Origin of the sequence: Streptomyces sp. NPDC001027 (genome assembly GCF_040299045.1) — a bacterium.
Lineage (GTDB): Bacteria > Actinomycetota > Actinomycetes > Streptomycetales > Streptomycetaceae > Streptomyces.
This window is the reverse complement of record NZ_JBEPBI010000240.1, coordinates 1-11,534: the sequence shown is the minus strand read 5'-3', so window position 1 is coordinate 11,534 and position 11,534 is coordinate 1. Positions and strand designations below refer to the sequence as shown.

Genomic DNA, 11,534 nt, shown 5'->3' with positions numbered 1-11,534 from the left:
GGAGGGCCCACAGCCTGCGCTGTGGGCCCTCCGGCGTGTGCGGGCCGACTCGGGGCGGCCGGAACCATCCGATTCCGGCCACCCCGGCGGCACGTTTCTGCAGAGCTCTGCGGGCCCGCTGGGGCCTCAGCCCTCCTCGTGGGCGACCGCGCGCCGGGCGTCCGCGTCCAGCACGCCCCAGTTGATCAGCTGCTCGGTGAGGACCGAGGGCGACTGGTCGTAGATGACGGCGAGGGTGCGCAGGTCGTCCTGGCGGATCGACAGCACCTTGCCGTTGTAGTCACCGCGCTGGGACTGGATCGTGGCCGCGTAGCGCTGCAGCGGGCCGGCCTTCTCGACCGGCACGTGGGCCAGCCGCTCCAGGTCGAGGACCAGCTTCGGCGGGGGCTCGGCCGCCCCGCCGGGGGTGGTGCCCGGCAGCAGTTCCTGCACGGGAACGCCGTAGAAATCCGCCAGCTCGGCAAGGCGCTGCACGGTCACGGCGCGGTCGCCGCGCTCGTACGATCCGACCACGACCGCCTTCCAGCGTCCCTGGGACTTCTCCTCGACACCGTGGAGGGAAAGGCCCTGCTGGGTGCGGATGGCCCGGAGCTTGGCCCCGAGCTGCTTGGCGTATTCGCTGGACATATAGCTCCCGGCAATGGGTCGACGCGGCACGAACCGCGTGCTGGTAACTCACTGTGAGGTTACGCAGCGTGATTCTTCTGCGTCAAGCCGAATGGTCCACACCGACTCTTCCGTGGTATCGATGGCCGATTAGGCCAGGGGGGTGATCGGGGGCGCACCTCGGGCCTGGTAGCGTGGATGGCGCAAATCCGACGTCCTTTAAGGTCCGTCCCGTGAGGCGGAGAAGGAGGTCCGTTTCGTATGGACAAGCAGGACACCCAGCAGGATCCGCGGCAAGCCGATGCCCGGCCCGTCCTCGAGGCCCCCGACATCGCTCGCGTGCTCACCCGCATCGCCCACGAGATCGTCGAACGCGCCAAGGGCGCCGACGACGTGGTGCTGCTCGGCATTCCGACCCGCGGCGTCTTCCTCGCCCGGCGGCTCGCCGACAAGCTCGAGCAGATCACCGACCGCACGGTTCCGGTCGGCTCCCTCGACATCACCATGTACCGCGACGACCTGCGCATGCACCCGCCGCGTGCGCTGGCCCGCACCGAGATCCCCGGTGACGGCCTGGACGGCAGGCTGGTCGTCCTCGTCGACGACGTGCTCTTCTCCGGTCGCACCATCCGCGCCGCCCTCGACGCGCTGAACGACCTCGGGCGCCCGCGCGCGGTCCAGCTCGCGGTCCTCGTCGACCGCGGCCACCGGGAACTGCCCATCCGCGCCGACTACGTCGGCAAGAACCTCCCCACGTCGTTGCGGGAGACGGTCAAGGTCCAGCTCGCCGAGGAGGACGGTCGCGACACCGTGCTGCTCGGCGTGAAGCAGACCGCCCAGCAGTAGCACGCGCGCGTGCGGCCCCGTCGCCGCGCGTCGCGCCGTCGTGCCCCTGCACGCCCGTGATCTCCCCATGTCTGAACTGCCTTACGGAGCCTGACAGATGCAGCGTCATCTCATCTCGGCCGCCGACCTCACCCGCGACGACGCCGTCCTGATCCTCGACACCGCCGAGGAGATGGCCCGGGTCGCCGACCGGCCCATCAAGAAACTGCCGACCCTGCGCGGCCGCACCATCGTCAACCTCTTCTTCGAGGACTCCACGCGCACGCGCATCTCCTTCGAAGCCGCCGAGAAGCGCCTCTCCGCGGACGTCATCAACTTCTCCGCCAAGGGGTCGAGCGTCTCCAAGGGCGAGTCCCTCAAGGACACCGCGCAGACGCTGGAGGCCATGGGCGTCGACGCGGTCGTCATCCGGCACGGCGCCTCCGGGGCGCCCTACTGGCTGGCCACGTCCGGCTGGATCGACGCGGTCGTCGTCAACGCGGGCGACGGCACCCACCAGCACCCCACCCAGGCCCTCCTGGACGCCTTCACCATGCGCCGTCGGCTGGTCGGCCGGGACGCCGGGATCGGCCGGGACCTCTCCGGCAAGCGCATCACGCTCGTCGGCGACGTGCTGCACAGCCGGGTCGCCCGCTCCAACGTCGACCTGTTGCACACGCTCGGGGCCGAGGTCACCCTCGTCGCCCCGCCCACCCTGGTGCCGGTCGGCATCGAGAGCTGGCCCTGCGAGGTCTCGTACGACCTCGACAGCACGCTGCCCAAGTCCGACGCCGTGATGATGCTGCGCGTGCAGCGCGAGCGGATGAACGCCGCGTTCTTCCCCACCGAGCGCGAGTACTCGCGGCGCTACGGCCTCGACGGCGACCGGATGGCGCGGATGCCCGAGCACGCGATCGTCATGCACCCCGGCCCGATGGTCCGCGGCATGGAGATCACCGCCGAGGTCGCCGACTCCGAGCGCTGCACCGTCGTCGAACAGGTCGCCAACGGCGTGTCCATCCGGATGGCCGTCCTCTACCTGCTCCTGGGCGGCAACGAACCCGCCGTCAGCCACGCCCGCACCACCGAGGAGAAGTAAGTCATGAGCAAGATCCTGATCCGTGGTGCGAAGGTGCTCGGCGGCGAGCCGCAGGACGTCCTGATCGACGGTTCCACGATCGCCGAGGTGGGCACGGGCCTGAGCGCCGAGGGCGCCGACGTCGTCGAGGCCGCCGGCAAGGTGCTGCTGCCGGGCCTGGTCGACCTGCACACCCATCTGCGCGAGCCGGGCCGCGAGGACTCCGAGACGGTGCTGACCGGCACCCGCGCGGCCGCTTCCGGCGGCTACACGGCCGTCTTCGCCATGGCCAACACCTTCCCGGTCGCCGACACCGCCGGCGTGGTCGAGCAGGTCTACCGGCTCGGGCAGGAGCACGGCTACTGCGACGTGCAGCCCATCGGCGCCGTCACCGTCGGCCTGGAGGGCAGGAAGCTCGCCGAGCTGGGCGCCATGCACGAGTCGGCCGCCGGCGTCACCGTCTTCTCCGACGACGGCAAGTGCGTCGACGACGCCGTGATCATGCGCCGGGCGCTCGAGTACGTGAAGGCCTTCGGCGGGGTCGTGGCCCAGCACGCGCAGGAGCCGCGGCTGACCGAGGGCGCCCAGATGAACGAGGGCGTCGTCTCCGCCGAGCTGGGGCTGGGCGGCTGGCCCGCGGTCGCGGAGGAGTCGATCATCGCCCGGGACGTCCTGCTCGCCGAGCACGTCGGCTCCCGCGTCCACATCTGCCACCTCTCCACCGCCGGCTCGGTCGAGATCGTCCGCTGGGCCAAGTCCCGCGGCATCGACGTCACCGCCGAGGTCACCCCGCACCACCTCCTCCTCACGGACGAGCTGGTGCGCTCCTACAACCCGGTCTACAAGGTGAACCCGCCGCTGCGCACCGAGAAGGACGTGCTGGCCCTGCGGGAGGCGCTCGCCGACGGCACGATCGACATCGTCGCCACCGACCACGCCCCGCACCCGCACGAGGACAAGGACTGCGAGTGGGCGGCGGCCGCCATGGGCATGGTCGGCCTGGAGACCGCGTTGTCGGTGGTCCAGGAGACGATGGTGGAGACGGGCCTGCTGGACTGGGCCGGGGTCGCGAGCCGGATGTCCTACCGGCCCGCCGCCATCGGGCGGGCCAAGGGCCACGGCCGCCCCGTCTCGGCAGGTGAGCCCGCCAACCTCACGCTCGTCGACACGGAATACCGTGGGTCCGTGGACCCCGCGGGCTTCGCCTCGCGCAGCCGGAACACCCCGTACGAGGGTCGTGAGCTGCCGGGCCGTGTCACGCACACGTGGCTCCGGGGCAAGGCCACGCTCGTCGACGGGAAGCTCACGTGACATCTGCACTACTGCTCGCGGCCGAGAAGGAATCGGCCCAAGTGACCGACTGGGCCGCCCGGGCCGGCTGGGTCGTCGGCCTCGCACTGTTCGTCGCGCTCGTGTACTGGCTGATGCGCGAGGGCTGGAAGTGGCGCGGCACGCTCCAGAGCGACCTGCCCGAGCTGCCTGGCGCGCCGGACGAGCCGGGTCCGGCGAGACTGAGCATGAGCGGCCGCTACCACGGCTCCACCACCGCCGGGCAGTGGCTCGACCGCATCGTGGCGCACGGCCTCGGCGCCCGCAGCCGGGTCGAGCTCACCCTGACGGACGCGGGAGTCGACGTCGTACGACCGGGCGCGAACGACTTCTTCATCCCGGCCGACGCGCTGCGCGAGGCCCTGCTCGGCAAGGGCATCGCCGGCAAGGTCCTCACCGAGGGCGGACTGCTCGTGGTGACGTGGGCGCACGGCGACAGGCTGATCGACTCCGGCTTCCGCTCGGACCACGCGGCCGAGCACGCGGCCTGGGTCGACGCCATCAACTCCATGATCAAGAACGACACGACGGAAGGCGCACGATGACGACCTCCACCAGGGGAGCCGCCAGGACTCCCGCCGTACTCGTCCTGGAGGACGGCCGCATCTTCCGCGGGCGTGCCTACGGGGCCGTGGGGGAGACCTTCGGCGAAGCGGTGTTCTCCACCGGCATGACCGGCTACCAGGAGACCCTGACCGACCCGTCGTACGACCGCCAGATCGTCGTCGCGACCGCCCCCCAGATCGGCAACACCGGCTGGAACGACGAGGACGACGAGTCCGCCCGCATCTGGGTCTCCGGCTATGTCGTGCGCGACCCCGCGCGCGTGCCCTCCAACTGGCGCGCCAGGCGCTCCCTGGACGACGAGCTGGTCGCCCAGGGGATCGTCGGGATCTGCGGCATCGACACCCGCGCCCTCACGCGCCATCTGCGCGAGGGCGGCTCGATGCGGGCCGGCGTCTTCTCCGGCGAGGCGATCGCCCCGGACGCCGAGCTCCTCGCGCGCGTGCAGGCCCAGCCGCACATGAAGGGCGCGAGCCTGTACGAGGAGGTCGCCACCAAGGAGGCCTACGTGGTGCCGGCGGTCGGCGAGAAGCGGTTCACCGTGGCCGCCATCGACCTCGGCATCAAGGGCATGACCCCGCACCGCATGGCCGAACGCGGCATCGAGGTGCACGTGCTGCCCGCGACGGCCTCGGCCGACGAGGTGTACGCCGTGAACCCCGACGGCGTGTTCTTCTCCAACGGCCCCGGCGACCCGGCCACCGCCGACGGCCCCGTCGCGCTGATGACCGAGGTCCTCGAGCGCAGGACGCCGCTGTTCGGCATCTGCTTCGGCAACCAGATCCTCGGCCGGGCCCTCGGCTTCGGCACCTACAAGCTGAAGTACGGCCACCGCGGCATCAACCAGCCGGTCCAGGACCGCACGACCGGCAAGGTCGAGGTCACCGCGCACAACCACGGCTTCGCCGTGGACGCGCCGCTCGACGAGGTCAGCGAGACGAAGTTCGGCCGCGCCGAGGTCTCGCACGTGTGCCTCAACGACGACGTCGTGGAGGGGCTGCAGCTGCTCGACCAGCCGGCCTTCTCCGTCCAGTACCACCCCGAAGCGGCAGCGGGCCCGCACGACGCCGCCTACCTGTTCGACCGCTTCGTATCCCTGATGGAGGGCCAGCGTGCCTAAGCGCACCGATATCCAGTCCGTCCTGGTCATCGGCTCCGGCCCGATCGTCATCGGCCAGGCCGCCGAGTTCGACTACTCCGGCACCCAGGCGTGCCGCATCCTGCGCGCCGAGGGCCTCAGGGTGATCCTGGTCAACTCCAACCCGGCGACGATCATGACCGACCCGGAGATCGCCGACGCCACCTACGTCGAGCCGATCACCCCCGAGTACGTCGAGAAGATCATCGCCAAGGAGCGCCCCGACGTCCTGCTGCCGACGCTCGGCGGCCAGACGGCCCTGAACACCGCGATCTCCATGCACGAGCAGGGCGTGCTGGAGAAGTACGGCGTCGAGCTGATCGGCGCCAACGTCGAGGCGATCAACAAGGGCGAGGACCGCGACCTCTTCAAGGGCGTCGTCGAGGCCGTCCGCGAGAAGATCGGGCACGGCGAGTCCGCCCGGTCCGTGATCTGCCACTCCATGGACGACGTGATCGCGGGCGTGGACACGCTCGGCGGCTACCCCGTCGTCGTCCGCCCCTCCTTCACCATGGGCGGCGCCGGCTCCGGCTTCGCCCACGACGAGGAGGAGCTGCGCCGCATCGCCGGCCAGGGCCTGACGCTCTCCCCGACCACCGAGGTGCTCCTGGAGGAGTCCATCCTCGGCTGGAAGGAGTACGAGCTGGAGCTGATGCGCGACAAGAACGACAACGTCGTGGTCGTCTGCTCCATCGAGAACTTCGACCCCATGGGCGTCCACACCGGTGACTCGATCACCGTCGCGCCCGCCATGACGCTGACCGACCGCGAGTACCAGCGCCTGCGCGACATCGGCATCGCGATCATCCGCGAGGTCGGCGTCGACACCGGCGGCTGCAACATCCAGTTCGCGGTCAACCCCGTCGACGGCCGCGTCATCGTCATCGAGATGAATCCGCGCGTGTCGCGCTCGTCGGCCCTCGCATCCAAGGCGACCGGGTTCCCGATCGCCAAGATCGCGGCCAAGCTCGCCGTCGGCTACACCCTCGACGAGATCCCCAACGACATCACGCAGGAGACCCCGGCCTCCTTCGAGCCGACGCTCGACTACGTGGTCGTCAAGGCCCCGCGGTTCGCCTTCGAGAAGTTCCCGTCCGCCGACTCCACCCTCACGACCACCATGAAGTCGGTCGGCGAGGCCATGGCCATCGGCCGCAACTTCACCGAGGCCTTCCAGAAGGCGCTGCGCTCGCTGGAGAAGAAGGGCAGCCAGTTCACGTTCATCGGCGAGCCCGGCGACAAGGACGAGCTGCTGCGGGACGCCGTGCGGCCCACCGACGGCCGGATCAACACCGTCATGCAGGCCATCCGCGCGGGCGCGACGCCCGAGGAGGTCTTCGAGTTCACGAAGATCGACCCCTGGTTCGTCGACCAGCTCTTCCTCATCAAGGAGACCGCCGACGAGCTGGCCGCGGCCGACCGCCTGGACGCCGGTCTGCTCGCCGAGGCCAAGCGGCACGGCTTCTCCGACCAGCAGATCGCCGAGATCCGCGGACTGCGCGAGGACGTCGTCCGCGAGGTCCGGCACGCCCTGGGCGTCCGGCCGGTCTACAAGACGGTCGACACCTGCGCCGCCGAGTTCGCAGCGAAGACGCCGTACTTCTACTCCTCCTACGACGAGGAGACCGAGGTCGCGCGCCGCGAGAAGCCCGCGGTGATCATCCTGGGCTCCGGCCCGAACCGCATCGGCCAGGGCATCGAGTTCGACTACTCCTGCGTCCACGCCTCCTTCGCGCTGTCCGACGCCGGGTACGAGACCGTGATGGTCAACTGCAACCCGGAGACGGTCTCCACCGACTACGACACCTCCGACCGCCTGTACTTCGAGCCGCTGACGCTCGAGGACGTGCTGGAGATCGTCCACGCGGAGGCGCAGGCCGGTCCGATCGCCGGCGTCGTCGTGCAGCTCGGCGGACAGACCCCGCTGGGGCTGGCGCAGGCCCTCAAGGACAACGGCGTGCCGATCGTCGGCACCTCCCCCGAGGCCATCCACGCGGCCGAGGACCGGGGCGCCTTCGGACGCGTGCTCGCCGAGGCCGGCCTGCCGGCCCCCAAGCACGGCACGGCCACCACCTTCGCCGAGGCCAAGGCCATCGCCGACGAGATCGGTTACCCGGTCCTCGTCCGGCCCTCGTACGTGCTCGGCGGCCGCGGCATGGAGATCGTCTACGACGAGACCCGGCTGTCCTCCTACATCGCCGAGTCGACCGAGATCAGCCCCACCCGGCCGGTCCTCGTCGACCGCTTCCTCGACGACGCCATCGAGATCGACGTCGACGCGCTGTACGACGGCGACGAGCTGTACCTCGGCGGCGTGATGGAGCACATCGAGGAGGCCGGCATCCACTCCGGCGACTCGGCGTGCGCCCTGCCCCCGATCACCCTGGGCGGCTTCGACATCAAGCGTCTGCGGGCCTCCACCGAGGCGATCGCCAAGGGCGTCGGGGTGCGCGGCCTGATCAACATCCAGTTCGCGATGGCCGGCGACATCCTCTACGTCCTCGAGGCGAACCCGCGCGCGTCCCGTACGGTCCCCTTCACCTCGAAGGCGACCGCGGTGCCGCTGGCGAAGGCGGCCGCCCGCATCTCGCTCGGCGCGACCATCGCCGAGCTGCGCGCCGAAGGGCTGCTCCCGGCGACCGGCGACGGCGGCGAGCTGCCGCTGGACGCGCCGATCTCCGTCAAGGAGGCCGTGATGCCGTGGACCCGTTTCCGGGACACCTCCGGCCGCGGCGTCGACACCGTCCTCGGCCCGGAGATGCGTTCCACCGGCGAGGTCATGGGCATCGACTCCGTCTTCGGCACGGCGTACGCCAAGTCGCAGGCGGCCGCGTACGGCCCGCTGCCCACCAAGGGCCGCGCGTTCATCTCGGTCGCCAACCGGGACAAGCGCTCGATGATCTTCCCCGCGCGCGAGCTGGTCGCCCACGGCTTCGAACTGCTCGCCACCTCCGGCACGGCCGAGGTCCTCAAGCGCAACGGCATCAACGCCACCGTGGTGCGCAAGCAGTCCGAGGGCGCCGGCCCGAACGGCGAGAAGACGATCGTCCAGCACATCCACGACGGTGACGTCGACCTCATCGTGAACACCCCGTACGGCACCGGCGGCCGGCTCGACGGTTACGAGATCCGTACGGCGGCCGTGGCGCGGTCGGTGCCGTGCCTGACGACGGTGCAGGCGCTCGCCGCCGCCGTCCAGGGCATCGACGCCCTCAACCGAGGGGACGTGGGCGTCCGCTCGCTCCAGGAACACGCCGAACACCTGACCGCGGCTCGCGACTAGCAGCTGAAGAGGGGGACACCGGAAACGGTGTCCCCCTCTTCGTGAGGGAACCATGTACAAGATCTTCTTCAAGCTCCTCTTCCAGCGGATGGACCCCGAGCAGGCCCACTGCCTGGCCTTCCGCTGGATCCGCCTCGCTGTGCGCGTCCCCGTGCTGCGCACCTTCGTGGCCGCCGCCCTCGCCCCCCGCTACAAGGAGCTGCGCACGGAGGCCTTCGGGCTGCGCATGCACGGCCCGTTCGGGCTCGCGGCCGGCTTCGACAAGAACGCCGTCGCGATCGACGGCATGGCGATGCTCGGCTTCGACCACGTCGAGATCGGCACGGTCACCGGCGAGCCGCAGCCCGGGAACCCCAAAAAGCGGTTGTTCCGACTGGTCGGGGACCGGGCGCTGATCAACCGCATGGGCTTCAACAACGACGGCTCGCTGGCCGTCGCCGCCCGTCTCGCCTCCCGGACGCCCGTCTTCAAGCCCGTCGTCGGCGTCAACATCGGCAAGACCAAGGTCGTACCGGAGGAGGAGGCCGTCGGCGACTACGTGAAGTCGGCCGAGCGGCTCGCGCCGTACGCCGACTACCTGGTCGTCAACGTGTCCTCGCCGAACACGCCGGGGCTGCGGAACCTTCAGGCCGCCGAGTCGCTGCGGCCGCTGCTGAGCGCCGTGCGCGAGGCCGCCGACCGCGCTGTCGGCTCGCGCCGCGTCCCGCTGCTGGTGAAGATCGCCCCCGACCTCGCCGACGAGGACGTCGACGCGGTCGCCGACCTCGCCGTGGAGCTCGGTCTGGACGGGATCATCGCCACGAACACCACCATCGCCCGCGAGGGCCTCGGCCTGACGTCCGAGCCCTCCCTGGTGAAGGAGACCGGCGGGCTGTCCGGAGCGCCCGTCAAGGCCCGCTCCCTCGAGGTGCTGCGTCGTCTCTACGCGCGCGTGGGCGGCCGCGTGACCCTGGTCGGCGTCGGCGGCGTCGAGAACGCGGAGGACGCCTGGCAGCGCATCCTGGCCGGCGCGACCCTGGTGCAGGGGTACAGCGCCTTCGTCTACGAGGGGCCCTTCTGGGGCCGCGCCATCCACAAGGGCCTCGCCGCCCGCCTGCGGACGAGCCCCTACGCCACTCTCGCCGACGCGGTCGGCGCCGACGTGAGGAAGACGGCATGACGAGCGAACCCTTCGGCGCGCGGCTGCGGCGGGCCATGGACGAACGCGGTCCGCTGTGCGTAGGCATCGACCCGCACGCCTCCCTGCTCGCCGAGTGGGGTCTGAACGACGACGTCGCCGGTCTGGAGCGGTTCAGCCGCACGGTCGTCGAGGCGACGGCCGACCGGGTCGCCCTGCTGAAGCCGCAGAGCGCCTTCTTCGAGCGGTTCGGCTCGCGCGGGGTGGCCGTCCTGGAGAAGGCGGTGCAGGAGGCGCGGGCCGCGGGCGCCCTGGTCGTGATGGACGCCAAGCGGGGGGACATCGGCTCGACCATGGCGGCGTACGCCGAGTCGTTCCTGCACAAGGACGCTCCGCTGTTCTCCGACGCCCTCACCGTCTCCCCCTACCTCGGCTACGGATCGCTGTCCCCGGCGGTGGCGCTGGCCCGGGAGAGCGGCGCCGGTCTGTTCGTGCTGGCGCTGACGTCCAACCCGGAGGGCGGCGAGGTCCAGCACGCGGTGCGGGCCGACGGGCGTGACGTGGGCGCGACGATGCTGGCGCACCTGGCCGCCGAGAACGTGGGGGAGGAACCCCTGGGCTCCTTCGGCGCGGTCGTCGGGGCCACGCTGGGCGACCTCTCGACGTACGACCTGGACATCAACGGTCCGCTTCTCGCGCCCGGGGTGGGCGCCCAGGGGGCGACGCCGGCCGATCTTCCCCGGGTCTTCGGGTCCGCGGTGCGCAATGTCGTCCCGAACGTGAGCCGGGGCGTGTTGCGTCACGGTCCCGACGTCGTCGCTCTGCGTGACGCGGTGGAGCGGTTCGCGTACGAGGTCCGGGCCGCCGTGACCGCCGCCTGACCGCCGTTCGAGCGGCGCCGGCCGCCCGACCGGGGGTTCGGTGGGGCGGCTCGGGGGCGACTTGAGCCTGGATACATCCTCAAATCAGGGGCAGTTTGTCCAAAATGTCCGGCCCTGCGGAGGCTGACCAGGACTTTTCCTCTGTTCTCGCTGACTCTGGCGGAGTTGGCCGCTAGTCTCCGACGGAGAGTGAACGGGCAGAGCGTGTTGCTCGTATCTCACCAGGTGTGGGGCCACTAGGTTCCTCACCGGTCCGTATCCGACAGTTCGACATCCGAGGTGACGTAGGCGTGGCTCTTCCGCCCCTTACCCCCGAACAGCGCGCAGCCGCGCTCGAAAAGGCCGCCGCGGCTCGCCGGGAGCGGGCCGAGGTCAAGAATCGACTGAAGCACTCCGGCGCCTCCCTTCACGAGGTCATCAAGCAGGGTCAGGAAAACGACGTCATCGGCAAGATGAAGGTCTCCGCCCTCCTGGAGTCGCTCCCGGGCGTGGGCAAAGTCCGCGCCAAGCAGATCATGGAGCGGCTCGGCATCTCCGAGAGCCGTCGCGTGCGCGGCCTCGGCTCCAACCAGATCGCGTCCCTGGAGCGTGAGTTCGGCAGCACCGGCTCCTGATCTCCGGGTCCTGCCGGAAGGGAGTCCCGGGCACTCCGGGATTGCTGGAATAATCGCTGCATGGCAGTAAACCTCCGGGGGACGACCCCCGAACCCCCG

At 70.6% G+C, this 11,534-nt stretch carries 10 protein-coding genes; 9 read left to right on the top strand and 1 reads right to left on the bottom strand.

The window, feature by feature from the left end; all coding sequences use genetic code 11:
• Window positions 1–126 precede the first annotated feature (126 nt).
• Entirely contained in the window at window positions 127–627 is a 501-nt protein-coding gene (gene bldD / locus ABT300_RS35960) for a transcriptional regulator BldD (protein ID WP_107444999.1), read from the bottom strand.
• A gap of 240 nt (window positions 628–867) precedes the next feature.
• Here bldD and pyrR point away from each other — a divergent pair, with 240 nt between their 5' ends.
• The 9 genes from pyrR to ABT300_RS35915 all read left to right on the top strand — a co-directional run bounded on the left by pyrR (window position 868) and on the right by ABT300_RS35915 (window position 11,435).
• The gene (pyrR, locus tag ABT300_RS35955; RefSeq protein ID WP_351685029.1) at window positions 868–1,452 is read left to right on the top strand and encodes a bifunctional pyr operon transcriptional regulator/uracil phosphoribosyltransferase PyrR; all 585 of its coding nucleotides are present in this window, start codon (window positions 868–870) and stop codon (window positions 1,450–1,452) included.
• Between the two features lie 97 nt (window positions 1,453–1,549).
• On the top strand, window positions 1,550–2,530 hold the full coding sequence (locus ABT300_RS35950) for an aspartate carbamoyltransferase catalytic subunit (RefSeq protein ID WP_351685027.1): 981 nt from the start codon (window positions 1,550–1,552) through the stop codon (window positions 2,528–2,530).
• A 3-nt stretch (window positions 2,531–2,533) separates the two neighbouring features.
• The gene (locus ABT300_RS35945) at window positions 2,534–3,820 is read left to right on the top strand and encodes a dihydroorotase (protein WP_351685025.1); all 1,287 of its coding nucleotides are present in this window, start codon (window positions 2,534–2,536) and stop codon (window positions 3,818–3,820) included.
• Window positions 3,817–4,383, top strand: a complete 567-nt coding sequence (locus ABT300_RS35940) for a PH-like domain-containing protein (RefSeq protein ID WP_351685022.1) — start codon at window positions 3,817–3,819, stop codon at window positions 4,381–4,383. Before ABT300_RS35945 ends, ABT300_RS35940 begins: the two co-directional genes overlap by 4 nt.
• Complete coding sequence (gene carA / locus ABT300_RS35935; RefSeq protein WP_351685020.1) at window positions 4,380–5,522, top strand: glutamine-hydrolyzing carbamoyl-phosphate synthase small subunit; 1,143 nt, start codon at window positions 4,380–4,382, stop codon at window positions 5,520–5,522. Before ABT300_RS35940 ends, carA begins: the two co-directional genes overlap by 4 nt.
• Window positions 5,515–8,823, top strand: a complete 3,309-nt coding sequence (gene carB / locus ABT300_RS35930; protein WP_351685017.1) for a carbamoyl-phosphate synthase large subunit — start codon at window positions 5,515–5,517, stop codon at window positions 8,821–8,823. Before carA ends, carB begins: the two co-directional genes overlap by 8 nt.
• 52 nt (window positions 8,824–8,875) lie before the next feature.
• The gene (locus ABT300_RS35925) at window positions 8,876–9,982 is read left to right on the top strand and encodes a quinone-dependent dihydroorotate dehydrogenase (protein ID WP_351685014.1); all 1,107 of its coding nucleotides are present in this window, start codon (window positions 8,876–8,878) and stop codon (window positions 9,980–9,982) included.
• Entirely contained in the window at window positions 9,979–10,821 is an 843-nt protein-coding gene (gene pyrF / locus ABT300_RS35920; RefSeq protein WP_351685012.1) for an orotidine-5'-phosphate decarboxylase, read from the top strand. Before ABT300_RS35925 ends, pyrF begins: the two co-directional genes overlap by 4 nt.
• A gap of 290 nt (window positions 10,822–11,111) precedes the next feature.
• Window positions 11,112–11,435: an integration host factor gene (locus tag ABT300_RS35915; RefSeq protein WP_003977346.1), complete on the top strand. Its 324-nt coding sequence runs from the start codon at window positions 11,112–11,114 to the stop codon at window positions 11,433–11,435.
• Window positions 11,436–11,534 lie beyond the last annotated feature (99 nt).

What these genes read in the sequence shown, in the direction of transcription:
- bldD (WP_107444999.1), bottom strand. Translation starts at nt 627, where the DNA reads ATGTCCAGCGAATACGCCAAGCAGCTCGGGGCCAAGCTCCGGGCCATC.
- pyrR (WP_351685029.1), top strand. Translation starts at nt 868, where the DNA reads ATGGACAAGCAGGACACCCAGCAGGATCCGCGGCAAGCCGATGCCCGG.
- ABT300_RS35950 (WP_351685027.1), top strand. Translation starts at nt 1,550, where the DNA reads ATGCAGCGTCATCTCATCTCGGCCGCCGACCTCACCCGCGACGACGCC.
- ABT300_RS35945 (WP_351685025.1), top strand. Translation starts at nt 2,534, where the DNA reads ATGAGCAAGATCCTGATCCGTGGTGCGAAGGTGCTCGGCGGCGAGCCG.
- carA (WP_351685020.1), top strand. Translation starts at nt 4,380, where the DNA reads ATGACGACCTCCACCAGGGGAGCCGCCAGGACTCCCGCCGTACTCGTC.
- ABT300_RS35925 (WP_351685014.1), top strand. Translation starts at nt 8,876, where the DNA reads ATGTACAAGATCTTCTTCAAGCTCCTCTTCCAGCGGATGGACCCCGAG.
- pyrF (WP_351685012.1), top strand. Translation starts at nt 9,979, where the DNA reads ATGACGAGCGAACCCTTCGGCGCGCGGCTGCGGCGGGCCATGGACGAA.